29 protein-coding genes are annotated in these 22,761 nt (G+C 63.4%); 25 read left to right on the forward strand and 4 right to left on the reverse strand.

Annotated features, from left to right (window positions below; genetic code table 11):
* The first annotated feature begins 4 nt into the window (after window positions 1-4).
* The 19 genes from rplX (at window position 5) to dsbD (ending at window position 11,079) form a co-directional block, all read left to right on the forward strand.
* On the forward strand, window positions 5-313 hold the full coding sequence (rplX, locus tag AC5LXK_RS01590) for a 50S ribosomal protein L24 (protein WP_006477187.1): 309 nt from the start codon (window positions 5-7) through the stop codon (window positions 311-313).
* 16 nt (window positions 314-329) lie between these two features.
* Window positions 330-869, forward strand: coding sequence for a 50S ribosomal protein L5 (rplE, locus tag AC5LXK_RS01595; RefSeq protein ID WP_006477186.1), 540 nt, complete (start codon window positions 330-332; stop codon window positions 867-869).
* 7 nt (window positions 870-876) lie between these two features.
* Window positions 877-1,182 carry a 30S ribosomal protein S14 gene (gene rpsN / locus AC5LXK_RS01600; RefSeq protein WP_493390040.1) on the forward strand — a complete coding sequence of 102 codons (306 nt, stop codon included), beginning with the start codon at window positions 877-879 and terminating at the stop codon, window positions 1,180-1,182.
* A gap of 14 nt (window positions 1,183-1,196) precedes the next feature.
* Entirely contained in the window at window positions 1,197-1,592 is a 396-nt protein-coding gene (gene rpsH / locus AC5LXK_RS01605; protein WP_006477185.1) for a 30S ribosomal protein S8, read from the forward strand.
* Between the two features lie 18 nt (window positions 1,593-1,610).
* Entirely contained in the window at window positions 1,611-2,141 is a 531-nt protein-coding gene (rplF, locus tag AC5LXK_RS01610) for a 50S ribosomal protein L6 (protein ID WP_493390041.1), read from the forward strand.
* 12 nt (window positions 2,142-2,153) lie between these two features.
* Window positions 2,154-2,519, forward strand: a complete 366-nt coding sequence (gene rplR, locus AC5LXK_RS01615; RefSeq protein ID WP_006477183.1) for a 50S ribosomal protein L18 — start codon at window positions 2,154-2,156, stop codon at window positions 2,517-2,519.
* Between the two features lie 14 nt (window positions 2,520-2,533).
* On the forward strand, window positions 2,534-3,052 hold the full coding sequence (gene rpsE, locus AC5LXK_RS01620) for a 30S ribosomal protein S5 (protein WP_006752931.1): 519 nt from the start codon (window positions 2,534-2,536) through the stop codon (window positions 3,050-3,052).
* Between the two features lie 15 nt (window positions 3,053-3,067).
* Window positions 3,068-3,250: a 50S ribosomal protein L30 gene (rpmD, locus tag AC5LXK_RS01625; protein ID WP_050454145.1), complete on the forward strand. Its 183-nt coding sequence runs from the start codon at window positions 3,068-3,070 to the stop codon at window positions 3,248-3,250.
* Window positions 3,251-3,276: 26 nt separating this feature from the next.
* Window positions 3,277-3,711, forward strand: a complete 435-nt coding sequence (gene rplO / locus AC5LXK_RS01630) for a 50S ribosomal protein L15 (RefSeq protein ID WP_006477180.1) — start codon at window positions 3,277-3,279, stop codon at window positions 3,709-3,711.
* A gap of 42 nt (window positions 3,712-3,753) precedes the next feature.
* Entirely contained in the window at window positions 3,754-5,103 is a 1,350-nt protein-coding gene (secY, locus tag AC5LXK_RS01635) for a preprotein translocase subunit SecY (RefSeq protein ID WP_114175694.1), read from the forward strand.
* Between the two features lie 5 nt (window positions 5,104-5,108).
* Entirely contained in the window at window positions 5,109-5,327 is a 219-nt protein-coding gene (gene infA, locus AC5LXK_RS01640; RefSeq protein ID WP_004521905.1) for a translation initiation factor IF-1, read from the forward strand.
* A gap of 20 nt (window positions 5,328-5,347) precedes the next feature.
* Window positions 5,348-5,464, forward strand: coding sequence for a 50S ribosomal protein L36 (gene rpmJ / locus AC5LXK_RS01645; RefSeq protein WP_004199844.1), 117 nt, complete (start codon window positions 5,348-5,350; stop codon window positions 5,462-5,464).
* Window positions 5,465-5,502: 38 nt separating this feature from the next.
* The gene (rpsM, locus tag AC5LXK_RS01650; protein ID WP_006477178.1) at window positions 5,503-5,868 is read left to right on the forward strand and encodes a 30S ribosomal protein S13; all 366 of its coding nucleotides are present in this window, start codon (window positions 5,503-5,505) and stop codon (window positions 5,866-5,868) included.
* 28 nt (window positions 5,869-5,896) lie between these two features.
* The gene (gene rpsK, locus AC5LXK_RS01655; RefSeq protein WP_004197937.1) at window positions 5,897-6,298 is read left to right on the forward strand and encodes a 30S ribosomal protein S11; all 402 of its coding nucleotides are present in this window, start codon (window positions 5,897-5,899) and stop codon (window positions 6,296-6,298) included.
* Between the two features lie 154 nt (window positions 6,299-6,452).
* Window positions 6,453-7,076: a 30S ribosomal protein S4 gene (gene rpsD, locus AC5LXK_RS01660; RefSeq protein WP_047899585.1), complete on the forward strand. Its 624-nt coding sequence runs from the start codon at window positions 6,453-6,455 to the stop codon at window positions 7,074-7,076.
* Window positions 7,077-7,200: 124 nt separating this feature from the next.
* On the forward strand, window positions 7,201-8,178 hold the full coding sequence (locus AC5LXK_RS01665; RefSeq protein ID WP_006477176.1) for a DNA-directed RNA polymerase subunit alpha: 978 nt from the start codon (window positions 7,201-7,203) through the stop codon (window positions 8,176-8,178).
* A 136-nt stretch (window positions 8,179-8,314) separates the two neighbouring features.
* Window positions 8,315-8,710 (forward strand): 50S ribosomal protein L17, encoded by a 396-nt coding sequence (gene rplQ, locus AC5LXK_RS01670; RefSeq protein ID WP_006477175.1) that lies wholly within the window; start codon window positions 8,315-8,317, stop codon window positions 8,708-8,710.
* Window positions 8,711-8,912: 202 nt separating this feature from the next.
* Window positions 8,913-9,239 (forward strand): divalent-cation tolerance protein CutA, encoded by a 327-nt coding sequence (gene cutA / locus AC5LXK_RS01675; protein ID WP_493390042.1) that lies wholly within the window; start codon window positions 8,913-8,915, stop codon window positions 9,237-9,239.
* Window positions 9,232-11,079: a protein-disulfide reductase DsbD gene (gene dsbD, locus AC5LXK_RS01680; RefSeq protein ID WP_493390043.1), complete on the forward strand. Its 1,848-nt coding sequence runs from the start codon at window positions 9,232-9,234 to the stop codon at window positions 11,077-11,079. The genes cutA and dsbD overlap by 8 nt, the downstream gene beginning before the upstream one ends.
* Before the next feature lie 107 nt (window positions 11,080-11,186).
* On the opposite strand, the gene hemB is transcribed toward dsbD, so the two are convergent.
* Both hemB and yihA read right to left on the reverse strand, forming a co-directional pair.
* Window positions 11,187-12,185, reverse strand: a complete 999-nt coding sequence (hemB, locus tag AC5LXK_RS01685; RefSeq protein WP_174969758.1) for a porphobilinogen synthase — start codon at window positions 12,183-12,185, stop codon at window positions 11,187-11,189.
* Between the two features lie 253 nt (window positions 12,186-12,438).
* Window positions 12,439-13,098 carry a ribosome biogenesis GTP-binding protein YihA/YsxC gene (yihA, locus tag AC5LXK_RS01690; RefSeq protein ID WP_493390044.1) on the reverse strand — a complete coding sequence of 220 codons (660 nt, stop codon included), beginning with the start codon at window positions 13,096-13,098 and terminating at the stop codon, window positions 12,439-12,441.
* A gap of 214 nt (window positions 13,099-13,312) precedes the next feature.
* On the opposite strand from yihA, the gene AC5LXK_RS01695 reads away from it, so the two are divergent.
* From AC5LXK_RS01695 to msrQ, 5 genes are all read left to right on the forward strand, one after another.
* A complete protein-coding gene (locus AC5LXK_RS01695; protein ID WP_493390045.1) occupies window positions 13,313-13,966 on the forward strand; it encodes a c-type cytochrome in 654 nt (217 codons plus the stop codon).
* 201 nt (window positions 13,967-14,167) lie between these two features.
* Complete coding sequence (locus tag AC5LXK_RS01700; RefSeq protein ID WP_493390046.1) at window positions 14,168-16,384, forward strand: cytochrome c biogenesis protein ResB; 2,217 nt, start codon at window positions 14,168-14,170, stop codon at window positions 16,382-16,384.
* A gap of 4 nt (window positions 16,385-16,388) precedes the next feature.
* Window positions 16,389-17,579, forward strand: a complete 1,191-nt coding sequence (gene ccsB, locus AC5LXK_RS01705; protein ID WP_493390047.1) for a c-type cytochrome biogenesis protein CcsB — start codon at window positions 16,389-16,391, stop codon at window positions 17,577-17,579.
* A 159-nt stretch (window positions 17,580-17,738) separates the two neighbouring features.
* Window positions 17,739-18,734: a protein-methionine-sulfoxide reductase catalytic subunit MsrP gene (gene msrP, locus AC5LXK_RS01710; RefSeq protein ID WP_493390048.1), complete on the forward strand. Its 996-nt coding sequence runs from the start codon at window positions 17,739-17,741 to the stop codon at window positions 18,732-18,734.
* Window positions 18,735-18,754: 20 nt separating this feature from the next.
* On the forward strand, window positions 18,755-19,441 hold the full coding sequence (msrQ, locus tag AC5LXK_RS01715) for a protein-methionine-sulfoxide reductase heme-binding subunit MsrQ (protein WP_493390049.1): 687 nt from the start codon (window positions 18,755-18,757) through the stop codon (window positions 19,439-19,441).
* Between the two features lie 82 nt (window positions 19,442-19,523).
* Here the strand turns inward: msrQ and lptM are convergent, their stop codons facing one another.
* Window positions 19,524-19,802 carry an LPS translocon maturation chaperone LptM gene (gene lptM, locus AC5LXK_RS01720; protein WP_493390050.1) on the reverse strand — a complete coding sequence of 93 codons (279 nt, stop codon included), beginning with the start codon at window positions 19,800-19,802 and terminating at the stop codon, window positions 19,524-19,526.
* A gap of 36 nt (window positions 19,803-19,838) precedes the next feature.
* Between lptM and cyaY the strand changes: the two genes are divergently transcribed.
* Entirely contained in the window at window positions 19,839-20,165 is a 327-nt protein-coding gene (gene cyaY, locus AC5LXK_RS01725) for an iron donor protein CyaY (RefSeq protein WP_493390051.1), read from the forward strand.
* Between the two features lie 81 nt (window positions 20,166-20,246).
* Here the strand turns inward: cyaY and AC5LXK_RS01730 are convergent, their stop codons facing one another.
* Complete coding sequence (locus tag AC5LXK_RS01730) at window positions 20,247-22,634, reverse strand: penicillin-binding protein 1A (protein ID WP_493390052.1); 2,388 nt, start codon at window positions 22,632-22,634, stop codon at window positions 20,247-20,249.
* Between the last annotated feature and the right edge of the window lie 127 nt (window positions 22,635-22,761).

A 22,761-nucleotide genomic window follows, 5' to 3' on the forward strand; every position in this document is an offset into this window, starting at 1 on the left:
CGCGATGAACAAGATTCGCAAAGGTGACGAAGTTATCGTCGTTACTGGCAAGGACAAGGGCAAGCGCGGCGTCGTGCTGGCTGTCGGTGCTGAACATGTGACGGTTGAAGGTATCAACCTCGTCAAGAAGCATGTGAAGCCGAACCCGATGAAGGGTACGACGGGCGGTGTGGAAGCGAAGACGATGCCCCTGCATATTTCGAACGTCGCACTGGTCGACGCGAATGGCAAGGCGTCGCGTGTTGGCATCAAGGTCGAGGAAGGCAAGAAGGTTCGCTTCCTGAAGACGACCGGTGCCGTACTGAGCGCCTGACGCAGCGGAGTAAAAAATGGCTCGTTTTCAAGAGTTTTACAAAGAAAAGGTTGTGCCCGGCCTGATCGAGAAGTTCGGTTACAAGTCGGTCATGGAAGTGCCGCGCATCACCAAGATCACGCTGAACATGGGTCTTGGCGAAGCGATCGCTGACAAGAAGATCATCGAGAACGCCGTTGGCGACCTCACGAAGATCGCCGGCCAGAAGCCGGTCGTCACGAAGGCTCGCAAGGCAATCGCAGGCTTCAAGATCCGCCAGGGTTACCCGATCGGCGCGATGGTGACGCTGCGTGGCCAAGCAATGTACGAATTCCTCGACCGTTTCGTGACGGTTGCCCTGCCCCGCGTGCGAGATTTCCGCGGCGTGTCGGGTCGTGCTTTCGATGGCCGTGGCAACTACAACATCGGTGTGAAAGAGCAGATCATTTTCCCCGAAATCGACTACGACAAGATCGACGCACTGCGTGGGCTGAACATCAGCATCACGACGACTGCGAAGACCGACGACGAAGCAAAGGCTCTGCTCGCCAGCTTCAAGTTCCCGTTCAGAAACTGAGGTTACCGTGGCTAAACTGGCACTGATCGAACGTGAAAAGAAGCGCGCCCGCCTGGTCGCGAAGTTCGCAGCAAAGCGCGAAGCGCTGAAGGCGATCGTCGAAGACCAAAGCAAGTCGGACGAAGAGCGCTACGAAGCACGCCTGGAGCTGCAGCAACTGCCCCGCAACGCAAACCCGACCCGCCAGCGTAACCGCTGCGCGATCACGGGCCGTCCGCGTGGCACGTTCCGTAAATTCGGCCTCGCGCGTAACAAGATTCGTGAAATCGCATTCCGTGGCGAGATTCCTGGCCTGACCAAGGCGAGCTGGTAATAGGAGAAACGTAAATGAGCATGAGTGATCCTATCGCCGATATGCTGACTCGCATCCGCAACGCGCAGATGGTCGAGAAGGTATCGGTTGCGATGCCCTCGTCGAAGGTCAAGGTTGCAATCGCGCAAGTCCTCAAGGACGAAGGTTATATCGACGATTTCGCCGTGAAGGCGGAAGGTGCGAAGTCCGAACTGAATATCGCGCTGAAGTACTACGCAGGTCGCCCGGTCATCGAACGCCTCGAGCGCGTGTCGAAGCCTGGTCTGCGCGTGTACCGCGGCCGTAACGACATTCCGCAGGTCATGAACGGCCTCGGCGTGGCTATCGTGTCGACGCCGAAGGGCGTGATGACTGATCGCAAGGCGCGCGCTACCGGCGTCGGCGGCGAAGTCATCTGCTACGTCGCTTAAAGCCGAGGAGAGAGAAACATGTCTCGAGTAGGTAAAAGCCCGATCGCGCTGCAAGGCGCGGAAGTCAAGCTGGCCGACGGTGTAATCATCGTCAAGGGCCCGCTGGGCACCATCACGCAAGCGATCAATCCGCTCGTGAACGTGGCGAACAACGACGGCACGCTGAATCTGTCGCCGGTCGACGAAAGCCGCGAAGCAAATGCACTGTCGGGCACGATGCGCGCGATTATCGCGAATGCGGTGCACGGCGTGACCAAGGGTTTCGAGCGCAAGCTGACGCTGGTTGGCGTCGGTTACCGTGCACAAGCGCAAGGCGACAAGCTGAACCTGTCGCTGGGTTTCTCGCACCCGGTGGTGCACCAGATGCCGGAAGGCGTCAAGGCAGAAACCCCGACGCAAACCGAAATCGTGATCAAGGGGATCAACAAGCAACAAGTCGGTCAAGTGGCTGCGGAAGTCCGCGGTTACCGTCCGCCGGAGCCCTACAAGGGCAAGGGCGTGCGCTATGCCGACGAGGTTGTGATCCTCAAAGAAACGAAGAAGAAGTAAGGGTGCGCAATCATGGATAAGACTCAATCTCGCCTGCGCCGCGCTCGCCAGACGCGTATCAAGATCGCTGAGCTGCAGGTCGCGCGTCTCGCCGTGCATCGCACGAACACGCACATCTACGCTCAAGTGTTCTCGCCCTGCGGCACCAAGGTGCTCGCCAGCGCGTCGACGCTCGAAGCTGAAGTGCGCGCCGAGCTCGCCGACAAGTCGGGCAAGGGCGGCAACGTTAATGCTGCGACGCTGATCGGCAAGCGTATTGCCGAGAAGGCAAAGGCCGCCGGCATCGAATCCGTCGCCTTCGACCGCTCGGGCTTCCGCTACCATGGCCGCGTCAAGGCGCTGGCTGAGGCAGCTCGCGAAGCTGGGCTCAAGTTCTAAGGAAGGAATTCGTCATGGCAAAGATGCAAGCGAAAGTTCAGGCTGACGAGCGCGACGACGGCCTTCGTGAAAAGATGATTTCGGTCAACCGCGTGACCAAGGTCGTGAAGGGTGGCCGTATTCTCGGCTTCGCCGCACTGACCGTGGTTGGCGATGGTGATGGCCGCATCGGTATGGGCAAGGGCAAGGCGAAGGAAGTGCCGGTCGCTGTCCAGAAGGCAATGGAACAAGCTCGTCGCAACATGTTCAAGGTGCCGCTCAAGAACGGCACGCTTCAGCACGAAGTGCACGGCAAGCATGGCGCATCGGCCGTCCTCCTCGCTCCGGCGAAGGCAGGTACGGGCGTGATCGCCGGCGGCCCGATGCGCGCAGTGTTCGACGTGATGGGCGTTCAGAACGTCGTGGCGAAGAGCCACGGTTCGACGAACCCGTACAACCTCGTTCGCGCCACGCTGGACGGCCTGCGCAAGCAGTCCACCCCGGCAGACATCGCGGCGAAGCGCGGCAAGTCCGTCGAAGATATTTTGGGCTAAGCCCGGGTGGTCACCATGTCTGAAAAAACTGTCAAGGTTCAGCTCGTTAAGAGCCTGATCGGGACCCGCGAAACGCACCGCGCAACCGTGCGTGGCCTGGGCCTGCGCCGACTCAACTCGGTCAGCGAGCTGCAGGACACGCCGGCGGTCCGCGGCATGATCAACAAGGTTTCGTACCTCGTTAAGGTCATCGCGTAAGCGGCCCTACGGATCAAGGAGTTGATATGGAATTGAATAACCTGAAGCCGGCAGCTGGCGCCAAGCACGCCAAGCGTCGCGTCGGTCGTGGCATCGGTTCGGGCCTCGGCAAGACGGCTGGCCGTGGTCACAAGGGTCAGAAATCGCGTTCGGGCGGCTTCCACAAAGTCGGTTTCGAAGGCGGTCAGATGCCGCTGCAACGTCGTCTGCCGAAGCGCGGCTTCACGTCGCTGACGAAGGAATTCGTCGGTGAAGTGCGCCTGAGCGACCTCGAGAAGCTGCCGGTCGACGAGATCGATCTGCTCGCACTGAAGCAAGCCGGCCTGGTCGGCGAGCTGACGAAGAGCGCAAAGATCATCGCGACGGGCGAACTGAAGCGCAAGATCGTCGTGAAGGGTCTCGGTGCCACCAAGGGTGCGCGCGCTGCGATCGAAGCGGCTGGCGGTTCGTTCGCCGAGTGACACGCGTAGCGCGTCGTCACTTGCATTCATCGGAGAAGGTACTTGGCTAACAGCCCGAGTCTTGCAAAACCCGGTCGAAGCACGGCGAAATTCGGCGATCTGCGCCGGCGAGCGATGTTTCTGCTCCTGGCGCTGATCGTCTATCGCATCGGCGCGCACATTCCCGTGCCGGGCATCGATCCGGATCAACTGGCTAAGCTGTTCCAGAGCCAGGCGGGCGGCATCCTGGGCATGTTCAACATGTTTTCGGGTGGCGCGCTTTCCCGCTTCACGATCTTCGCGCTGGGGATCATGCCGTACATCTCGGCGTCGATCATCATGCAGTTGCTGGCGATCGTATCGCCGCAGCTGGAGGCGCTGAAGAAGGAAGGGCAGGCAGGGCAACGGAAGATCACGCAGTACACGCGGTATTTCACCGTGGTGCTCGCGACCTTCCAGGCGTTCGGTATCGCGGCTGCGCTGGAAAACCAGCCTGGCCTCGTCATCGATCCCGGCATGCTGTTCCGTCTGACGACGGTCGTGACGCTGGTTACCGGTACGATGTTCCTGATGTGGCTCGGCGAGCAGATTACCGAGCGCGGTCTGGGCAACGGTATCTCGATCATCATCTTCGGCGGGATCGCAGCAGGGTTCCCGAATGCCGTCGGTGGGTTGCTCGAGCTGGTGAAAACGGGTTCGATGGGGCCGTTCTCGGCGATCATCATCGTGGTGCTGATTGCCGCGGTGACTTACCTGGTCGTGTTCATCGAACGCGGTCAGCGCAAGATCCTCGTGAACTACGCGAAACGCCAGGTCGGCAACAAGATCTACGGTGGGCAGTCGTCACATCTGCCGCTGAAGCTGAACATGTCGGGTGTGATTCCGCCGATCTTTGCATCGTCGATCATTCTGTTCCCGGCAACGATTCTCGGCTGGTTCAGTACCGGTCAGCCGACGGGAAGCTGGATTTCCAATACGTTGCATAACGTTGCGGAAGCGCTTAAGCCGGGCCAGCCGGTCTATGTGCTGCTGTACACGCTGGCAATCGTGTTTTTCTGCTTCTTCTACACTGCGCTGGTGTTCAACAGCAGGGAAACCGCGGACAACCTGAAGAAGAGCGGCGCGTTTGTTCCGGGCATCCGTCCGGGCGATCAGACCGCACGATATATCGACCGCATCCTCACGCGTCTGACGCTGGCCGGTGCGATCTACATCGTCTTTGTGTGTCTGCTGCCAGAGTTTCTGGTGCTGCGCTGGAACGTGCCGTTTTATTTTGGTGGAACGTCGCTGCTGATCATTGTCGTCGTCACGATGGACTTTATGGCGCAGGTGCAGTCGTACGTTATGTCGCAACAGTATGAGTCACTGCTCAAGAAGGCGAACTTCAAGGGCGGTAACATCCCGATGCGTTAAGGACTATGGCCAAAGACGATGTAATCCAGATGCAGGGTGAGGTGATCGAAAACCTCCCGAATGCGACCTTCCGTGTGAAGCTGGAAAACGGCCATGTCGTGTTGGGGCATATTTCAGGGAAGATGCGGATGCACTACATCCGCATCCTGCCGGGCGACAAGGTGACGGTTGAATTGACGCCTTACGATCTGTCTCGTGCGCGGATCGTGTTCCGGGCGAAGTGATTTGAAAAAAGGGTATTATCATGAAAGTGATGGCATCGGTTAAGCGCATTTGCCGCAATTGCAAGATCATCAAGCGCAAAGGCGTCGTTCGCGTGATCTGCAGCTCGGATCCGCGCCACAAGCAGCGCCAAGGCTGACCGCGCGTTTGTTTGCGCTTTTTGTTTGAGGAAAAACAATGGCTCGTATCGCAGGGGTTAACATCCCGAATCACCAGCACACCGAGATTGGCCTGACGGCTATCTTTGGTGTCGGCCGCACCCGTTCGCGCAGCATCTGCGTGGCAGCTGGCGTCGATTTTTCGAAGAAGGTCAAGGATCTGACCGACGCAGACCTGGAAAAGCTGCGTGAAGAAGTGGGCAAGTTTGTCGTCGAAGGCGATCTGCGCCGTGAAGTGACGATGAACATCAAGCGCCTGATGGACCTCGGTTGCTACCGTGGCGTCCGTCATCGCAAGGGCCTGCCGATGCGCGGTCAGCGTACGCGTACGAACGCACGTACCCGCAAGGGCCCGCGTCGTGCAGCGCAAGCGCTGAAGAAGTAAGCGGAACTGACAGTTACAGGAAAACGTAATGGCTAAGGCTTCGAATACCGCGGCGCAACGCGTTCGCAAAAAGGTTAAGAAGAACGTCGCTGAAGGCGTGGTTCACGTTCACGCGTCGTTCAACAACACGATCATCACGATCACCGATCGCCAAGGCAACGCGCTGGCATGGGCGACGTCGGGCGGCCAGGGCTTCAAGGGCTCGCGCAAATCGACGCCGTTCGCTGCTCAGGTCGCAGCCGAGTCGGCTGGCCGCGTCGCGATGGAATACGGCGTGAAGAATCTGGAAGTGCGGATCAAGGGCCCGGGCCCGGGTCGTGAGTCGGCAGTGCGTGCACTGCATGGCCTCGGCATCAAGATCACCGCGATTTCGGACGTCACCCCGATTCCGCACAACGGCTGCCGCCCGCCGAAGCGTCGTCGTATCTAAGGATGTGCTGGCACGTTCGTGCTAGCGCATTGCCTGTCGCCGCTCAGCGTCGACGGGCGTTGCTTTTTTGATTGACTAAGCCCACCGTTCGCCCCAAAGGGAGCGGACTAGCGCGGATTTCGATCCGCGTGACTGATTGATAAAGGAATGCAAAGTGGCACGTTATATCGGCCCCAAAGCCAAGCTGTCCCGCCGTGAAGGCACCGACCTGTTCCTGAAGAGCGCACGCCGCTCGCTCGCCGACAAGTGCAAGCTCGACAGCAAGCCGGGTCAGCACGGCCGTACCTCGGGCGCACGTACGTCCGACTACGGTACGCAGCTGCGCGAAAAGCAGAAGGTCAAGCGTATCTACGGCGTGCTGGAGCGTCAGTTCCGCCGCTACTTCGCTGAAGCCGACCGCCGCAAGGGCAACACGGGTGAAAACCTGCTGCAACTGCTCGAGTCGCGCCTCGACAACGTCGTGTATCGCATGGGCTTCGGCTCGACCCGCGCTGAAGCGCGTCAGCTGGTGAGCCACAAGTCGATCACCGTGAACGGCGTCGTCGCAAACGTCCCGTCGCAGCAAGTGAAGGCAGGTGACGTCGTCGCGATCCGCGAAAAGGCGAAGAAGCAGGCGCGTATCGTCGAAGCGCTGTCGCTGGCCGAGCAAGGCGGCATGCCGAGCTGGGTTGCAGTCGATGCGAAGAAGTTCGAAGGCACGTTCAAGCAAATGCCGGAACGCGTCGAGATCGCAGGCGACATCAACGAAAGCCTGATCGTCGAATTGTATTCGCGTTAATCCGATTGACGGCCGAGGTACCCCGATTGCGTTGCGCAAGGAGGGGCCTCGGCTGTTTATTTTCTGGTTGTTACCGGTCAGCCTTATCGGTGTAACGAGCCGAGGGTATTGAAAAGGAAAGCCCATGCAAACCAGTTTGCTGAAACCCAAGATCATCGCCGTGGAATCGCTTGGCGAGAACCACGCGAGGGTGGTCATGGAACCGTTCGAACGCGGTTACGGCCATACCTTGGGCAATGCGCTGCGTCGCGTGCTGCTGTCGTCGATGGTTGGCTATGCGCCGACCGAAGTCACGATCGCAGGCGTGGTGCACGAGTACTCGACGCTGGATGGCGTGCAGGAAGACGTCGTCAACCTGCTGCTGAACCTGAAGGGCGTGGTGTTCAAGCTGCATAACCGTGACGAAGTGACGGTTACGCTGCGCAAGGAAGGTGAAGGCGTTGTCACGGCCGGCGATATCGAGCTGGCCCACGATTGCGAAGTCATCAACCCGAATCACGTGATTGCGCACCTGTCGAAGGGCGGCAAGCTCGACGTTCAGATCAAGATCGAAAAGGGTCGCGGCTATGTGCCCGGCAACGTCCGTCGCTACGGCGAAGACACGGCCAAGATCATCGGCCGCATCGTCCTCGACGCATCGTTCTCGCCGGTTCGCCGCGTGAGCTACGCTGTCGAAAGCGCACGTGTCGAGCAGCGTACCGACCTCGACAAGCTCGTGATGAACATCGAGACGAGCGGCGTGATCACGCCGGAAGAAGCGATCCGCCAGTCGGCCCGCATCCTGGTTGACCAGCTGTCCGTGTTCGCGGCGCTGGAAGGCACGGAAACGGCAGCCGAAGCGCCGTCGCGTGCTCCGCAGATCGATCCGATCCTGCTGCGTCCGGTGGACGATCTCGAGCTGACGGTTCGTTCGGCGAACTGCCTGAAGGCCGAGAACATCTACTACATCGGCGACCTGATCCAGCGCACGGAAAACGAGCTGCTGAAGACGCCGAACCTCGGTCGCAAGTCGCTCAACGAGATCAAGGAAGTGCTCGCTTCGCGCGGTCTCACGCTGGGCATGAAGCTCGAGAACTGGCCGCCGGCTGGTCTCGACAAGTAAGCCCGGTTGTAGCTGTAGTTGGCAAAGATGCGGATTTTCCTTTAAAATCCGCATCTTGCTTTTTTCGCTACCGGCCCGTGCACCTTCGAGGTGCGATAGAAGAGCTGGATCAAAACTTTGAATCAAGGAAACTGAAATGCGCCATCGTCATGGTCTGCGGAAACTGAACCGCACGAGCAGCCACCGTCTGGCTATGCTCCGTAACATGTCCAACTCGCTGATCGAGCACGAAGTCATCAAGACGACGCTGCCGAAGGCGAAGGAACTCCGTAAAGTCGTCGAGCCGCTGATCACGCTCGGCAAGAAGCCGTCGCTGGCAAACCGTCGCCTGGCGTTCAACCGCCTGCGCGATCGTGATTCGGTGGCGAAGCTGTTCGACGTGCTCGGTCCGCGTTTCGCGAACCGTCCGGGCGGCTACCTGCGCGTGCTGAAGTTCGGCTTCCGCGTCGGCGACAACGCACCGATGGCACTGGTCGAGCTGCTCGATCGTCCGGAAGTCGACGAAACGGAAAACGTGCAAGAAGCCGAGTAAGCTTCCGGTACGCAGCAGTATCTGAAAAGGGCCGAGCGATTGCTTGGCCCTTTTTGTTTTTGAGGTGCCGGCTGCGATCGATTGTCGCAGGCCGGTGCCGGCAGCGTTGCGCGGGCTGCGCTACGATACGGGGCAACCGGCATGGTCTCCGAATGGGGAATCCGTGCCGGCAGGAGCCGGTAGACCAGCCAGGAGGGCGCGGATGATAGTGGTGCTGATGCTGACGACGGTACCCGATGCGGCGACCGCCACGGCGCTTTCCGACGGCGCGCTCGACGCGCGGCTGACCGCGTGCGTGTCGGAGCTCGGTGCGATCAAGTCGCGCTATCACTGGCAGGGCAAGGTCGAAACGGCCGACGAGATCCAGTTGCTGTTCAAGACGAGCCCCGTGCGGGCGCTCGAACTGGAGCGATTTATCCTCGCGCATCATCCTTACGAGACGCCCGAAATCGTCTCGTGGCAGACGACGGCATCGGCCGCGTACGGCCAGTGGGTGACCAGCGAAACTCAACGTCTATTTCATGTTTAACGGTATGGCGCTTTCCGTGCGCGTGCGCGCGCTGCGGCTTCTTGCAGTTCTGTTGTCGTTCGTGTTCGTGCTGGGCGGCCTGTCCGTTGCGCGCGCGGCCGACGATTTCCTCGATCCGTCGGTGGCGTTCAAGTTCAGCGCGAGCGAATCGCCGGGGCAGGTGGACGTCCACTTCAAGATCGCCAACGGCTATTACATGTACCGCGAACGGTTCGCCTTCGTGGTGAAGAGCGGGCAGGCGACGCTCGGCGAGCCGCAATTTCCGGCCGGTCACGTGAAGTTCGACCAGACCTTCCAGAAGGAAGTCGAGACCTATCGCGACGAAATCGTCGTTCACGTGCCCGTGAAGCAGGCGACCGGGCCGTTCGAGCTCGCGGTGACGTCGCAGGGGTGTGCGGACGAAGGGATCTGCTATCCGCCGGCCGAGCACGTCGTGAGGGTCGATGGCGCCGCGCTCGGCGCCGCAGCGCCGTCTGGCGACACGGCGGGCGCGGGCAGCTGGTTCGACAAGGTCACGAGCGCCGATTTCGCGCAGTCGCTGCTCGAAGGGCACGGCTTCTTCACGATCGTCGCGCTGTACTTCGTCGCGGGTGTCGTACTGAGTCTGCTGCCGTGCTCGTATCCGATGATCCCGATCGTGTCTGCGATCATCATCGGCCAGGGCACGCGCGCGACGCGTGCGCGCGGCTTTGCGCTGTCGCTGACCTACGTGGTCGGCATGGCGCTGGTCTATACGGTGCTCGGCATTGCCGCCGCGCTGGTCGGCCAGAGCCTCGGCGCATGGCTGCAGAACCCGTGGGTGCTCGGCGCGTTCGGCGTGCTGCTGACCGCATTCGCGGCGTCGCTGATTTCGGGCAAGGACCTCGCACTGCCCGCGCGCTGGCAGAACGGCGCGGCAGAGGCATCGAGCGCGCGTCAGGGCGGCCACTTCCTTGCGGTTGCGGCAATGGGCGCATTGTCGGCGCTGGTCGTCGGCGCATGCATGACGGCGCCGTTGTTCGCGGTGCTCGCGTTCATCGCGCATACCGGCAATGCGCTGCTCGGCGGTGCTGCGCTGTTCGCGATGGGCCTCGGGCTCGGCGTGCCGCTGCTGGTCGTCGGTATCGGTGCCGGGACGGTGCTGCCGCGCGCGGGCGCGTGGATGGACGGCGTGAAGGTGTTCTTCGGCATCGTGCTGCTCGCGGCCGCGCTGTGGATCGTGTGGCCGGTGCTGGCGGGCGGGTTGAGGATGGTGCTCGCCGCGTTGTGGCTGCTCGTCGCGGCCGCGGCGCTCGGCCTGTTCACGCCGAACACCGGCGCCGCGTCGATCTGGCGCCGCCTGGGCCGCGGCCTGGGCGCTGCGCTCGCGATCTGGGCCGCGACGCTGCTCGTCGGTCTTGCTGCGGGTTCGACCGATCCCGTCAAGCCGCTGGCCGTGCTGGCGGCGCGTACGGTGGCGTCAGGCGGTGCGGCGACGGCTGGCGCGTCCGCCGCGCAGGACGGTCCCGCGTTTGCATCGGTGCGCTCGAGCGGCGAACTCGACACGCTGCTGAAGACGTCGGGCCAGCCCGTGATGCTCGACTTCTATGCCGACTGGTGCGTGAGCTGCAAGGAGATGGAGCATCTGACATTCACCGACTCGCGCGTACAGGCACGGCTCGCGCAGCTTCACCTCGTGCGTGCGGACGTCACTGCCAACAACCCGGACGACCAGGCGCTGCTCAAGCGTTTCAACCTGTTCGGGCCGCCGGGCATCATCTTCTTCGATCGCAACGGCAACGAGATCGGACGTGTGGTCGGCTATCAGGCCGCCGAGACGTTCCTGCGCAGCCTCGATCGGGCTGCTGTCCCGACGGTATAACGAACCCGGGGCGCCCGACGCGGCGGCAGCCTCGATCGACGGTTAACAAAAAAACGGCGGGACACCGAAGTGTCCCGCCGTTTTTCATTGTGCCTGCCGGCGCGCGCTCAGCGTTGCGCTTTCAGCAGACGCGCGGCATCGAGTGCGAAGTACGTGAGCACGCCGTCGGCGCCCGCACGCTTGAACGCGAGCAGCGATTCGAGCACGACCTTGTCGTGGTCGAGCCAGCCGTTCATCGCGGCCGCCTTCAGCATCGCGTATTCGCCGCTCACCTGGTACACGTAGGTCGGGAAACGGAACTCGTCCTTCACGCGGCGCACGATGTCGAGATACGGCATGCCGGGCTTGACCATCACCATGTCGGCGCCTTCGTCGATGTCGAGGCGCACTTCGCGCAGCGCTTCGTCGCTGTTCGCCGGATCCATCTGGTAGGTCATCTTGTTGCCCTTGCCCAGATTGGATGCCGAGCCGACCGCGTCGCGGAACGGACCGTAGAACGCCGATGCGAACTTCGCCGAATAGGCCATGATCCGCGTGTGGATGTGGCCGTCGCTTTCCAGCATTTCGCGGATCGCGCCGATGCGGCCGTCCATCATGTCCGACGGCGCGACGATGTCGACACCTGCTTCAGCTTGCGCGCGCGCCTGATCGATCAGGATCTCGATCGTGTCGTCGTTGATCACGTAGCCGTTTTCGTCGAGCACGCCGTCCTGGCCGTGGCTCGTGTACGGGTCGAGTGCGACGTCGGTCAGCACGCCGAGCTCGGGGAAGCGCTTCTTCAGCTCGCGCACCGCGCGCGGAATCAGGCCTTCCGGGTTGGCTGCCTCGCGGCCGTCGGGCGTCTTCACCGACGGATCGATGGCCGGGAACAGCGACAGCACCGGCACGCCGAGTTCGACGCATTGCTCGGCGACGTGCATCAGCAGATCGACGGACACGCGCTCGACGCCGGGCATCGACGGCACCGGCTGCCGTTCGTTGGTGCCTTCGACGACGAACACCGGATAGATCAGGTCGTCGGTGGTCAGGCGGTTTTCGCGCATCAGGCGGCGGGAGAAGTCGTCGCGGCGCATCCGGCGCGGACGATGAAGCGGATGGAAGCTCATGGCGATTTGGCAGAAATCAGGGCGGTAAGGACCTTACGGAACCCTTAGGTGATTTTTGGGAGCGTTGGTATATGATAGCGATCGAGCGGCACGCGTCGCGTGCAGCTCCCCGCTTCTCCTCCCTGAGCGGGTGCCTGTCGTTTTTCGATTAGGCTGTTTGACCCGCCGTTAAACGGCGGGTTTTTTTATGAGCCGGCCGAATCCGCAGGCGCCGTCAGGAGCGCGCCGCCGATCCCGGCCGCGCGTTGCCCGATCATTGTGCTACAGGCTCGCTTTCTTCGTCGGCGACGGACGGCCGCAGCCAGCTCTCGATCAGCGCGTGTGCGTCGTCGAGCCCCGTACGCTTCAGCGCCGAGAACAGCTGGACCGTCAGTTTGCCCTGGACGCCCTGGTCGCGATACGCATCGAGCCCCTTTTGCGTGGTCCGCAGCGCATTGATGCTTTCCTGGCGCGTCAATTTGTCGCACTTCGTCAGCAGCGTGTGGATCGGCTTGCCGGTCGGCGTGAACCACTCGATCATGCGGCGATCGAGATCGGTCAGCGGACGGCGCGAATCCATCATCAGGATCAGCCCGCAGAGCTGCGAGCGCGTCGCGAGGTAGGACGACAGCAGCATCTCCCAGTGGGCCTTGGCGGCACCGGGCACTTCCGCGTAGCCGTAGCCGGGCAGGTCGACGAGGTTCGCGACGGGCTCGGCGGCCGGGCCGACGGAGAAGTAGTTGATGTGCTGCGTGCGGCCGGGCGTCTTCGACGCGAAGGCCAGCCGCTTCTGGTTGCACAGCACGTTGATCGCCGTCGACTTGCCGGCATTCGAGCGGCCCGCGAACGCGATTTCCGGCTGGACCGTCGGCGGCAGGTCGCGCAGATGGTTGACGGTCGTGTAGAAGCGGGCTTGATGGAGCAGAAAGGCCATGGGAACCGGAAGGACGGGCGGCGCGAGCCGCTTGGTGGAGGCGGGGTAGCCCCGATAGGCGCGGGAGCTTTCAACACGATATTGTACAATACGGCGGTTTTACCGAAGGCCACCGGGCGCCTGCCTCGCGCTTTTATGTGGCTTCTGCGGTAGACTGGTCGCCGTCGTTTTTTGCAGAACCTCAAATTCCCACAAGACGAAACAGGGTGTGCGAATGAATCGACTGTGCAAGTCTCTGATGGTGCTTCAGGTTGCAGCAGGGTTCGTAGGATTCGTAGCGGAGGCAAACGCGGCAGATGCGGCCAAGCCGGATCTGGACCGCGGCAAGGCAATTGCCGGGCAGGTCTGTGCGTCGTGTCACGGCGTCGACGGCAATAGCGCGTCGGGCAGTTTCCCGAAGCTTGCCGGCCAGCATCCCGAGTATCTGGTCAAGCAGTTGAACGACTTCAAGACGCAGCCGGGCGCGAAGGGGCCGGTGCGTACCAACGCGGTGATGGTCGGATTCGCGAGCGCGTTGAGCGCGGACGACATGCGCAACGTCGCCGCGTACTACGGGTCGCAGACGACCAAGCTCGGTACCGCACGCGATGCGGCGACCGTGCCGGTCGGCCAGAAGATCTATCGCGGCGGCATCGCGGAGAAAGGGGTACCCGCCTGCGCGAGCTGCCACGGGCCGACGGGGCAGGGGATCCCGGTCCAGTATCCGCGTCTGTCGGGGCAATGGGCCGATTACACGGTCGCGCAGTTGACCGCGTTCCAGCAAGGTGCCGGCGCGCGCAACAACAACGAGGCGATGCATCAGATCGCGTCGCGGCTGTCGGATACCGAGATCAAGGCCGTCGCGGATTACATCGCGGGCCTGCGTTGAGCGGTCAGCCGCGAACGGAATGACCGGCACCCGAAGGGCGGCCGGAGTCAGAACAAGAAAAAGGGTGGGGCGCCGCGCTATTGCGGCCGCCTTGCCCTTTTTTGTTGGCACTCGCCGGGGCGTCCCCGGCGTGCCGATCGCCCCTTCGGGGGCAGCGAACATAGTGAGTGTGGGGGCTGTTTCCCCTTAGTCGGAGTTTGAATGAGCGTTACCACGTCGGGGTTGCAGTCGAAGTCGGGTCAGGGTGCGTCGAAACGCGCGGTCGAGCTGCTGAGCTCGATGCGCTTCGCGATTTCACTGCTGGTGGTGCTGTCGATTGCGAGCATCATCGGCACGGTCCTGACCCAGGATGATCCGTATCCGAACTACGTGAACCAGTTCGGGCCGTTCTGGGCGGACATCTTCCGCTCGCTCGGCCTGTACAACGTGTACAGCGCGTGGTGGTTCATGCTGATCCTGATCTTCCTCGTCACGTCGATCTCGCTGTGCGTGATCCGCAACGCGCCGAAGATGCTCGCCGATGCGAAGAGCTGGAAGGACAAGGTCCGCGAAGGCAGCCTGCGCGCGTTCCACCACAAGGCCGAGTACACGGCCTCCGGCACGCGCGCGACCGTCGCAGCGACGCTCGCCACGTTCGTCACGAAGGCCGGCTACAAGCACGTCGTCCGAGAATCCGACGGCGCGACGCTGATTTCCGCGAAGCGCGGCGCGTTGACCAAATGGGGCTACATCTCCGCCCACCTCGCGATCGTCGTGATCTGTATCGGCGGCCTGCTCGACAGCAACCTGCCGATCAAATTCCAGATGTGGATGTTCGGCAAGAGCCCGGTCAACACGAGCGCGACGATCAGCGACATCTCGTCCGACCATCGCCTGTCCGCGTCGAATCCGACGTTCCGCGGCTATGCGTGGGTGCCCGAGGGCCAGTTCGTGTCGACCGCGATCCTGAACCAGCCGAGCGGCTCGCTGATCCAGGACCTGCCGTTCTCGATCCAGCTCAACAAGTTCATCGTCGACTACTACACGACGGGCATGCCGAAGCTGTTCGCGAGCGACATCGTCGTGATCGATCGCGAGACCGGCCAGAAGATCCCGGCGCGCGTCGAGGTCAACAAGCCGTTCACGTACAAGGGCGTGTCGATCTACCAGTCGAGCTTCCAGGACGGCGGCTCGCAGATGCAGATGACGGCCTACCCGATGACGGGCGGCAACGCGACGACCTTCCCCGTGAAGGGCACGATCGGCAGTTCGGCGCCGCTGCAGATGCCGGGCGCCGACGGCGACACGATCGAATTCGCCGATTTCCGCGCAATCAACGTCGAGAACATGGCCGACGCGAGCGGCAAGCCGGACGTGCGCGGCGTCGCGACGACGAGCACGCTGAGGGAAGTGTTCGACGAGCGGCTCGGCTCGGGCGCGAAGACGTCGAAGCCGACGCAGCTCCACAACATCGGCCCGTCGGTGCAGTACAAGATCCGCGGCAAGGACGGCCAGGCGCGTGAATTCAACAACTACATGCTGCCCGTCGACATGAACGGCGAGCGCGTGTTCCTCGCCGGCGTGCGGGCAAGCCCGAACGATCCGTTCCGCTACATGCGGATCCCGGCCGACAGCCAGGATTCGATCGGCGAATGGATGCGCCTGCGTGCCGCGCTCGAGGATCCGGCCGTGCGCGCCGAAGCCGCCGCGCGCTTCGCGCAGCGTTCGCTGCCGGGCACCGACGCGTCGCTGCGCGGTCGCCTGCAGGACAGTGCATCGAAGGTGCTGACCCTTTTTGCGGCGAGCGACGACAGCGTCGGTCGTGGCGCCGACGGCCAGCCGATCGGCGGCTTCCAGGCGGTGGCGACGTTCATCGACCGCTCGGTGCCGAAGGCCGAGCAGGAGAAGGCCGCGAGCCTGCTGCTGCGCATGCTCGAGGGCTCGATGTGGGAGGTCTGGCAGATCGCGCGCGAGCGCGCCGGCGAGCCGGCCGCCCAACAGGGCACCGACACGATCCGCTTCGTGCAGAACGCGATCAACGCGCTATCCGACAGCTTTTTGTATGGATCGCCGGTCTATTTACAGCTTGACTCATTCAAGCAGGTGCAAGCTTCGGTATTTCAGTTGACGCGCGCACCCGGCAAGAATCTGGTGTATCTTGGCAGCCTGCTGCTGGTCGCCGGCATCTTCTCGATGTTCTACGTGCGCGAGCGGCGCCTCTGGTTCTGGCTGAAGGACGCCGGTTCGGGCGTCAATGTGGTGATGGCAATGTCCACGGCCCGCAAGACCTTCGATTTCGAGAAAGAATTCGTGCAGACGCGCGACGCGGCCGGCGTCGCATTGCGCGCCGCACCTCGCGACGCCGCACCCGCCGGTGCTGCATCGACGGCCCGCCCGCCTGCCGGCGGCGGTTCCGATTCCGAGAATTCCACCCGGTAACATCATGGATCTCACGCAAGTTTCCTCTTCCCGCGCAGCGTCGGCCCAGACGCTGGCATCGTCGCCGCTGTTTGACGAGCGCCCGTTCCTCGCGCGCCTGTCGCTGTTCGACTGGCTGTTCGCCCTGGCGCTCGTCGCGGGCGCGGGCTATGCGCTGATGCACTACAACGCGCACATGGACTACTACGACAAGGCGGTGATGGTCGGCGTGGTACCGGCGCTCATCACGCTCGGCTGGCGCTGGAAACCCGCGCGGCTGATGATGGCGTCGATCGCCGTGCTGTCGCTGTTGTCGATCCAGATCTACCAGGGCGATCTCGCGCGTGCCGATTCGGCGTTCTTCCTCAAGTACTTCCTGTCGAGCCAGTCGGCGATCCTGTGGATGAGCGCGCTGTTCGTGCTCGCGACGATCTTCTACTGGATCGGCTTGCTCGCGCGCTCGGAAACGGGGGCCGCGATCGGCCAGAAGCTCACGTGGGCCGCCGTGCTGATGGGTTTCACCGGGCTGATGGTGCGCTGGTACGAGTCCTACCTGATCGGCGCGGACGTCGGGCACATTCCGGTATCGAACCTCTATGAAGTGTTCGTGCTGTTCAGCCTGATTACCGCGTTGCTGTATCTGTACTACGAAGGCCACTACGGCACGCGTGCGCTCGGCGCGTTCGTGCTGCTGGTCATCAGCGCGGCGGTCGGCTTCCTGATGTGGTACTCGGTCGCGCGCGATGCGCAGCAGATCCAGCCGCTCGTGCCGGCACTGCAAAGCTGGTGGATGAAGATCCACGTGCCGGCGAACTTCATCGGCTACGGCAGCTTCGCGCTGTCGGCGATGGTGTCGGTCGCGTACCTGATGAAGGAACGCGGCATGCTCGCCGATCGCCTGCCGACGCTCGAAGTGCTCGACGACGTGATGTACAAGTCGATCGCGGTCGGCTTCGCGTTCTTCACGATCGCGACGATCCTCGGCGCGCTGTGGGCGGCCGAAGCATGGGGCGGCTACTGGAGCTGGGACCCGAAGGAAACCTGGGCGCTGATCGTGTGGCTGAACTACGCGGCGTGGCTGCACATGAGGTTGATGAAGGGCCTGCGCGGCGCGGTTGCCGCATGGTGGGCACTCACGGGCCTGCTGGTCACGACGTTCGCGTTCCTCGGCGTCAACATGTTCCTGTCCGGGCTGCACAGCTACGGCAAGCTGTAAGATTTCCGCTGTTCGTCCGACTATCGAACCGCCGGTGCACTGCGTGCCCGGCGGTTTTCTTTTGTAACGGGCGGGCGGGCCGGGCGTCGAACGGCGCATGATGTGCCGGGTCGAACGCTCATGAAGCAGGCGCGCCGCGCATGCAGGAGGAGCAGCACGATGTGGATCAAACGCCCTTTGCGGAACGTACTGACCGGCGGTGACATTGCGCCCGGCGAGATCACGCCGCGCGCGATATTCGAGAATCGGCGGCGCGTATTGCAGGCGGCCGGCCTCGCGGCGGCGGGCGGGCTGCTCGGCGGCAGCGGTGCGGCACTCGCAGCCTATGCGTCGCCCGACGCGCGGGCGGCGAAGCTCGCGGCCAGGACGAACCCGAAGTTCGTCGCGGCCGACAAGGTGACGCCGTTCAAGGACATCACGTCCTACAACAACTTCTACGAATTCGGCACCGACAAGAGCGACCCGGCGCAGAACGCCGGTACGCTGCGGCCGCGCCCGTGGCGCGTGAGCGTCGAGGGCGAGGTGCAGCATCCGAAGGTGTTCGATCTCGACGAGTTGCTGAAGCTCGCCCCGCTCGAGGAGCGCGTGTACCGGCTGCGCTGCGTCGAGGGGTGGTCGATGGTGATCCCGTGGATCGGCGTGCCGCTGTCCGAGCTGATCAAGCGTGTGCAGCCGACCGGCAACGCGAAATACGTGCAGTTCATCACGCTGGCCGATCCTTCGCAGATGCCGGGCCTCTCGACGCCCGTGCTCGACTGGCCGTATTCGGAAGGGCTGCGGATGGACGAGGCGATGAATCCGCTGACGCTGCTGACGATGGGCGTCTACGGGCAGGTGCTGCCGAACCAGAACGGCGCGCCGGTGCGGATCGTCGTGCCGTGGAAGTACGGCTTCAAGAGCGCGAAGTCACTCGTGAAGATCCGCTTCGTCGACAAGCAGCCGAAGACGAGCTGGAACACTTACGCGTCGAACGAGTACGGCTTTTATTCGAACGTGAATCCCAACGTCGATCACCCGCGCTGGAGCCAGGCGACCGAGCGGCGCATCGGCGAGGATGGCTTCTTCACGCCGAAGCGCAAGACGCTGATGTTCAACGGTTACGGTGATCTCGTCGCGTCGATGTATCAGGGCATGGACCTGAAGAAGAACTTCTGAGCGCGACGGTGAGAAACGACATGCCTCCTTCGACGCTCACGCCCGCGCGCGCGGCGGGCGCCGGGCCGGCCGCACGCGCGCCGCGGGCCGGGACGATCCGTCCTGCCGCGCCGCGCTGGCTCGCGCCGGTCAAGGTGCTGGTGTTCGCGGCCGGCCTCTATCCGCTCGCGCGACTCGTGCTGTTCGGGCTGACCGACCGGCTCGGCGCGAACCCGATCGAATTCATCACGCGCTCGACGGGCCTGTGGACGCTCGTCCTGTTGTGCGTCACGCTCGCCGTCACACCGTTGCGGCGTATCACGGGCTTCGCGGCGCTGCTGCGTTTTCGCCGGATGATCGGGCTGTTCGCGTTCTTCTACGCGACGCTGCACTTCACGACCTACCTGTGGTTCGACAAGTGGTTCGACGTCGTCGCGATCCTGAAGGACGTCGGCAAGCGCCCGTTCATCACGGTCGGCTTCGCGGCGTTCGTGCTGTTGATCCCGCTCGCGGTAACGTCGCCGCGCGCGATGGTGCGCCGGCTCGGCCGTCACTGGGCGACGCTGCACAGCGCGATCTACGCGATCGCATCGTTCGGCGTGCTGCACTTCTGGTGGATGCGGGCCGGCAAGCACGATCTTGCGCAGCCGAAGCTCTACGCGGCGATTGTCGCCGCACTGCTCGGCTGGCGGCTGGCCGCGTGGGGATGGCGGCGCGTGCGGGCGTGACGGTGCGGGCCGCAGAAAACAAAAGGCGATGACCGGGAAGTCATCGCCTCGTTGTTTCAGCCGAGCGGGCCGTGTCGTGCCGCTACTTCGCGACGGCCGGGCTCGATGCCGGTGCAGGCATGGCCGATGTGGCGCTCGACAGCTCGGGTGACAGCGTGAGCGGCGAGCCCGACGTGTCGGGTGTATCGTCGGACAACGCGTTTCCATCGGTCGATGTCACGTCCGACGGCGGTGTATTCTGCTGCCGGATCGGCTGGGGCATCGGAGGCACGGTGGGCAGATAGAGCGCGCCGCTTTGACCGCAGCCGGCAAGAATCGCCAAAGCCGCTACAATCGCGCTCATCCGGAAAACGACTCGCATGATCGTCCCTGAACAATTGAACCGATAGAGTTTAGCATGTCCGATACTGAATACCTGACCCGTGCCGAGGCCGTGCTGGCGGCCGTCGAGCGTACCGTCGACGACGCCAACGACGGCGACCACGATATCGATCTGGAGCGTAACGGCAGCGTCCTGACGCTGACGTTCGAGAACGGCTCGAAGATCATCGTCAACCTGCAGCCGCCGATGAAGGAAGTGTGGATCGCCGCGAAAGCGGGTGGATTTCACTACCGTTTCATCGATGGCGAATGGCGCGATACGCGCACCGGTACCGAGTTCTACTCGGCGCTCACCGAATACGCGACCCAGCAGGCCGGCCTGCCGATCACGTTCAGCGCGTGACGGCCGGGGCGCCGGGCTCCGAACGTCGCACCCAAAGAAAAAGCGCCCCGCGGGGCGCTTTTTTCATGTCCGGGACGCCGGTCAGTGCGCCTGGAACAGGTTCATGATGTCCTGCTTTTCCTGCTCGTCGACGTGCGGCACGGTTGCGTCGACGTTCTGCGCGGCCGGCGCCTGCGTCACGCCGACCGTCGGTACGAAACCGTGGCCCGGCGTGAACTCGGTGAAGTACAACTCGCCGCCGAGCGATTCGACGCCGTCGGGCACCGTCGGCTTGAACTCGGGCACGCCCTTCAGCGCGGCGCCCATGTAGTCGATCCAGACCGGCAGCGACAGGCCGCCGCCGGTTTCGCGATCGCCGAGGCTGCGCGGATTGTCGTAGCCGATCCACGCGATCGCGGCGAGCGTGTGCTGGTAGCCGGCGAACCATGCGTCGTGCGAGTCGTTCGTCGTGCCGGTCTTGCCCGCGAGGTCGGTGCGCTTCAGGATGTTGGTCCGCGCGCCCGTGCCGCGCTGCGCGACGCTCTGCAGCAGGCTGTTCATCACGTAGGCGTTGCGTGCGTCGATCGCACGCGGCGCGTTCTGCTCGGCGACGAGCGGTTGCGCGCGCGCGACGATCGCGCCGTTCGGATCGGTGACTTCGGCGATCAGGTACGGATTGACGCGATAGCCGCCGTTCGCGAACACCGAGTACGCGCCGGCCATCTGCAGCGGCGTGACCTGGCCGGCGCCGAGTGCCATCGGCAGGTAGGCCGGATGGCGCTCGGCGTCGAAGCCGAAGCGCGTGATGTACTGCTGCGCGTACTTCGTGCCGATGTGGTTCAGGATCCGGATCGACACGAGGTTGCGCGAGCGCTGCAGCGCGGTGCGCATCGACATCGGGCCTTCGAAGCCGCCGCCGTAGTTCTTCGGCTCCCACGGCTGGCCGCCCGTCTCCGCGGCGCTGAAATACAGCGGGCCGTCGTTGATCACGGTCGCCGGCCCGAGGCCCTTGTCGAGCGATGCCGAATAGATGAACGGCTTGAACGACGAGCCCGGTTGCCGCCACGCCTGCGTGACGTGGTTGAACTTGTTCTTGTTGTAGTCGAAGCCGCCGACGAGCGAGCGGATCGCGCCGTCCTGCGGGACGATCGACAGGAACGCGCCTTCGACCTGCGGCAACTGCGTGATCGACCATTTGCCGGCGTCGTTCTTCACGACGCGCACGATCGCGCCGGGGCGGATGCGGCGGTTCGGCTGCGCGTTGGCCGACAGCGCGCCCGACGCGAAGCGCAGGTTGTCGCCCTCGATCGTCGCATTGCTGCCGTCGATGAACGCAACCGTGATCTGGCGCGGGCTCGCGGCCGTGACGACCGCGGCAATCAGCTCGCCGTTGTCGGGGTGCTCGAGCAGCGCATCGTCGATCGCCTGTTCGCGGTCGTCGGCAGCGACCGGTAGCTCGATGAAGCCTTCCGGACCACGATAGCCGTGGCGGCGCTCGTAATCCATGATGCCCTTGCGCAGCGCGGTGTACGCGACCTGCTGGTCGGCGGAATCGATCGTCGTGACGACGTTGAAGCCGCGCGTATAGGTTTCCTCGCGGTACTGCGCGTACATCATCTGTCTGACCATTTCCGCGACGTACTCGGCGTGCACGCTGAAATCGCGGCCCGGCCCCTTGACGACGAGCGGCTGCGCAACGGCTTCGTCGTACTGCTCGCGCGTGATGAAGTTCAGCTCCAGCATCCGCTGCAGGATGTATTCCTGGCGCACCTTCGCGCGCTTCGGATTGACGACCGGGTTATACGCGGACGGCGCCTTCGGCAGCCCCGCGAGCATCGCGGCTTCCGCGAGCGTGATGTCTTTCAGGTCCTTGCCGAAGTAGACCCGCGCGGCGCTCGCGAAACCATACGCGCGCTGGCCGAGATAGATCTGATTCATGTAGACCTCGAGAATCTGATCCTTCGTCAGTGCGCGCTCGATCCGGTACGCGAGCAGCATCTCGTAGATCTTGCGCGTGTAGGTCTTCTCGCTCGACAGGAAGAAGTTGCGCGCGACCTGCATCGTGATCGTGCTCGCGCCCTGCGACGCGTGGCCGTTCGTCAGCGCGACGAAGCCGGCGCGGACGATGCCGGTGAGGTCGACGCCGCCGTGATCGTAGAAACGCGCGTCCTCGATCGCGAGGATCGCCTTCTTCAGCGAGTCGGGCACGTCCTTGAAGTGGACGACGTCGCGGCGCTCCTCGCCGAATTCGCCGATCAGCACGTGATCGGACGTATAGATGCGCAGCGGCACCTTCGGGCGGTAGTCGGTCAGCGCGTCGAGCGACGGCATGTTCGGCCAGGCGACGACGAGCGCGTAGCCGAGCACGAGGCCGCCGGCCACGACGAGGGCCACGCACATCGCGGCGAAGCCGAGCAGGACTTTTTGCCACCAGGGCCGCTTCTTCGGCTCCGGGGCAGGAGGCGGGGACGTAGGAGTCGTGGATTGCATAGGCATACCGGAAAACAGTCCCGCGATTATAGCCGCCCGGTAAGACCGGTCCTGACGCACTGGCTGCCCGTCGGAAAGACGCAGGTCGGCGTGCCGCCAGTATGGCCCTCGCGCGGCCGCCGCTAGC

This window comes from Burkholderia pulmonis (genome assembly GCF_984667975.1).

Coding starts and splice junctions, on each gene's coding strand:
- rpsH (WP_006477185.1), top strand. CDS start 1,197: ATGAGCATGAGTGATCCTATCGCCGATATGCTGACTCGCATCCGCAAC.
- msrP (WP_493390048.1), top strand. CDS start 17,739: ATGTGGATCAAACGCCCTTTGCGGAACGTACTGACCGGCGGTGACATT.
- cutA (WP_493390042.1), top strand. CDS start 8,913: ATGATAGTGGTGCTGATGCTGACGACGGTACCCGATGCGGCGACCGCC.
- AC5LXK_RS01665 (WP_006477176.1), top strand. CDS start 7,201: ATGCAAACCAGTTTGCTGAAACCCAAGATCATCGCCGTGGAATCGCTT.
- rpmD (WP_050454145.1), top strand. CDS start 3,068: ATGTCTGAAAAAACTGTCAAGGTTCAGCTCGTTAAGAGCCTGATCGGG.
- AC5LXK_RS01700 (WP_493390046.1), top strand. CDS start 14,168: ATGAGCGTTACCACGTCGGGGTTGCAGTCGAAGTCGGGTCAGGGTGCG.
- AC5LXK_RS01730 (WP_493390052.1), bottom strand. CDS start 22,634: ATGCAATCCACGACTCCTACGTCCCCGCCTCCTGCCCCGGAGCCGAAG.
- rplR (WP_006477183.1), top strand. CDS start 2,154: ATGGATAAGACTCAATCTCGCCTGCGCCGCGCTCGCCAGACGCGTATC.
- yihA (WP_493390044.1), bottom strand. CDS start 13,098: ATGGCCTTTCTGCTCCATCAAGCCCGCTTCTACACGACCGTCAACCAT.
- msrQ (WP_493390049.1), top strand. CDS start 18,755: ATGCCTCCTTCGACGCTCACGCCCGCGCGCGCGGCGGGCGCCGGGCCG.
- cyaY (WP_493390051.1), top strand. CDS start 19,839: ATGTCCGATACTGAATACCTGACCCGTGCCGAGGCCGTGCTGGCGGCC.
- rplO (WP_006477180.1), top strand. CDS start 3,277: ATGGAATTGAATAACCTGAAGCCGGCAGCTGGCGCCAAGCACGCCAAG.
- rpmJ (WP_004199844.1), top strand. CDS start 5,348: ATGAAAGTGATGGCATCGGTTAAGCGCATTTGCCGCAATTGCAAGATC.
- rpsK (WP_004197937.1), top strand. CDS start 5,897: ATGGCTAAGGCTTCGAATACCGCGGCGCAACGCGTTCGCAAAAAGGTT.
- infA (WP_004521905.1), top strand. CDS start 5,109: ATGGCCAAAGACGATGTAATCCAGATGCAGGGTGAGGTGATCGAAAAC.
- hemB (WP_174969758.1), bottom strand. CDS start 12,185: ATGAGCTTCCATCCGCTTCATCGTCCGCGCCGGATGCGCCGCGACGAC.
- rplX (WP_006477187.1), top strand. CDS start 5: ATGAACAAGATTCGCAAAGGTGACGAAGTTATCGTCGTTACTGGCAAG.
- lptM (WP_493390050.1), bottom strand. CDS start 19,802: ATGCGAGTCGTTTTCCGGATGAGCGCGATTGTAGCGGCTTTGGCGATT.
- ccsB (WP_493390047.1), top strand. CDS start 16,389: ATGGATCTCACGCAAGTTTCCTCTTCCCGCGCAGCGTCGGCCCAGACG.
- rplQ (WP_006477175.1), top strand. CDS start 8,315: ATGCGCCATCGTCATGGTCTGCGGAAACTGAACCGCACGAGCAGCCAC.
- rpsM (WP_006477178.1), top strand. CDS start 5,503: ATGGCTCGTATCGCAGGGGTTAACATCCCGAATCACCAGCACACCGAG.
- AC5LXK_RS01695 (WP_493390045.1), top strand. CDS start 13,313: ATGAATCGACTGTGCAAGTCTCTGATGGTGCTTCAGGTTGCAGCAGGG.
- rplE (WP_006477186.1), top strand. CDS start 330: ATGGCTCGTTTTCAAGAGTTTTACAAAGAAAAGGTTGTGCCCGGCCTG.
- rpsE (WP_006752931.1), top strand. CDS start 2,534: ATGGCAAAGATGCAAGCGAAAGTTCAGGCTGACGAGCGCGACGACGGC.
- dsbD (WP_493390043.1), top strand. CDS start 9,232: ATGTTTAACGGTATGGCGCTTTCCGTGCGCGTGCGCGCGCTGCGGCTT.
- rplF (WP_493390041.1), top strand. CDS start 1,611: ATGTCTCGAGTAGGTAAAAGCCCGATCGCGCTGCAAGGCGCGGAAGTC.